General features: G+C 68.2%; 3 protein-coding genes. 2 read left to right on the top strand and 1 reads right to left on the bottom strand.

From position 1 onward, the window contains the following. Positions 1-688, bottom strand: a 688-nt coding sequence (locus tag BGN95_RS16885) for a LysR family transcriptional regulator (protein WP_286773437.1), incomplete at its 3' end; no start/stop codon positions are given. A 125-nt stretch (positions 689-813) separates the two neighbouring features. Here BGN95_RS16885 and BGN95_RS16880 point away from each other — a divergent pair. Together BGN95_RS16880 and BGN95_RS16875 are read left to right on the top strand one after the other, a co-directional pair. After that, a complete protein-coding gene (locus tag BGN95_RS16880) occupies positions 814-1134 on the top strand; it encodes a UrcA family protein (protein WP_265268284.1) in 321 nt (106 codons plus the stop codon). A gap of 206 nt (positions 1135-1340) precedes the next feature. Next, positions 1341-2152 (top strand): DHH family phosphoesterase (locus BGN95_RS16875; protein ID WP_502688309.1); only part of this gene is annotated, 812 nt, incomplete at its 3' end.

Here is a 2152-nt window from a genome sequence, read left to right as displayed (position 1 = left end):
CCGCCGCGAGCAGCCCGGTGGAGGAATTATGGTGCATGATCACCTTCTCCTCCAGCCCGCTCGCCGCCAGCCACGCCTGATAATGCGCCCACACCCCAGGCTCGCCGCCGCCGATGAAAGGGTGGTTCACCAGCTCGGACATATGGCGCGGCACGCCGTGTCGCTCGGCATAAGCGCGGCTGCAATAGACCGTCCAGGGATCGGCGGTCAGCAGGCGCCAGACGAGCCCGGCGCCGCGCCGTTCCTTGCTGACGCGCAGCGCGATATCCGCCTCGCCCCCGGCCAGATCGCGAACGTCCTCGGTGGTGTCGATCTCGATATGGATCGAGGGCTGGGCGATGCGCAGATCGCCGATGATCGGCATCATGAAGGTAAAGGCGAAGATCGGCGACAGCGTGAGGCGCACCACGCCCTCGGCGCTGCGCCCGAGCAGCGAGGCTTCGTCGGTCAGCCGGCGTAGCGCGTCCTGCGCGCTCCGCGCGTGGGTCAGTAACGCTTCGCCCGCCGGGGTGAGCAGATAGCCCGCCTGTCGGCGATCGAACAGGATCACCCCCAGCGCCTCCTCCAGCGCGGCGACGCGTCGCGCGGCGGTGGTCTGGCTGACGCGCAGTGCGCGCCCGGCGGCGAGCGTGCTGCCCGTTTCCGCAACCGCAAGGAAATGGCGAACGTCGTCCCAGTCCGGCGTCATGTCGCTATTCTGCACTTTTGCAGAACGAGTCGGCAACATCGTTGTTCGTCATTTGCGGTCGGGTGCGCCTATATGAAGGCAAGCGTTGGCGCCGACGCGACTGACCTTCACCCCGGAGACTATCGATGAAAACGATCCTGTCGCTCGCGGCGCTTGCCGCGGCTGTCGTCGGCGCGCCCGCGTTTGCGCAGAGCGATGCCCCCCTTCCTTCGGTCAGCGTGCGCCACGCCGACCTCGACCTGTCGAACCCGCGCGACGTGAAGCGGCTCGATTACCGTATCGTCCATGCCGTGACCGGCGTGTGCGGGACTGCGTCGAGCGCCGATCCGGAGGGCCAGACCAATGTCCAGCGCTGCCGTGTCGAAACGCTCGCCGCGGCCAATACGCAGCGGGCGGCGTTGCTGGCGGCGGTGCCGTCGCGGGCGATTCTCGCCAGCGCGCGTTGATCGAGCCCAACGCGAACCTTTAATTCGTTCGCCCTGAGCCTGTCGAAGGGCGTCCCCGTCTCGATGGGACAAGAAGCCCTTCGACAGGCTCGGGGCGAACGATGGAGGGGGATCGCGTTCTACCGCACTATTCAGCCGACAGCCCGGCGGCGCCTCCAGCGCTGACCGGGCTGTCGCTATCTGCGCAAAACGTGGCAATAGGGGGGATGACTCCCAACGCGGTGCTTGGCGTAGAACGCTCGATCCTTGGCCAGCCGTGGCGCTGGCGCGCCTTGGCTGCCGACCAGCGCGACGATTTCGCGCCCGACGATCTCATTACCCAAATCCTGCTGGCGCGCGGCTGCCCGCGCGAGGCGCTCGACCTGCATCGTGTGCCGACGATCCGCGGCTTCATGCCCGATCCCTCGATCTTCAACGATATGGATCGCGCCGCGGCGCGTCTCGCCGATGCGGTGACACAGGGCGAGCAGGTCGCGATCTTCGGTGATTACGATGTTGACGGCGCGACCTCCGCCGCGCTGATGATCCTGTTGCTGCGCGATCTCGGGCTCGAGGCGCGGCCGTATATCCCCGATCGGCTGATGGAGGGCTATGGCCCGTCGGGGCCGGCGCTGGTGCGCTTGGCGCAGGAGGGGGCGACGCTGATCGTCACCGTCGATTGCGGCGCGCAGGCATTCGATGCGCTCGCCGCGGCGCGCGAGGCGCCGGTCGATGTGATCGTCGTCGATCATCACCAATGCGCCAGCGCGCTCCCCGTGGCGCATTCGCTGGTCAATCCCAACCGGCTCGATGAGACCGAGGGGCGGGCGCACGGCCATCTCGCCGCGGTGGGGGTGGCGTTCCTGCTCGGCGCGGCGCTGCTGCGCGAATTGCGCGCGCGCGGCTGGTTCGCGAACCGTGTCGAGCCGCGGCTGATCGACCTGCTCGATATCGTCGCGCTCGGCACCGTCGCCGATGTCGCGCAATTGCGCGGGCTCAACCGCGCCTTCGTCGCGCAGGGGCTGAAGGTGATGGCGGG

The sequence above is a fragment of the Sphingomonas sp. 66-10 genome (assembly GCF_001897045.1).
GTDB classification, from domain to species: Bacteria; Pseudomonadota; Alphaproteobacteria; order Sphingomonadales; family Sphingomonadaceae; genus Sphingomonas; species Sphingomonas lycopersici.
Note: the sequence above shows the minus strand (reverse complement) of the source record. Positions and strands in the feature narration are given on the sequence as shown.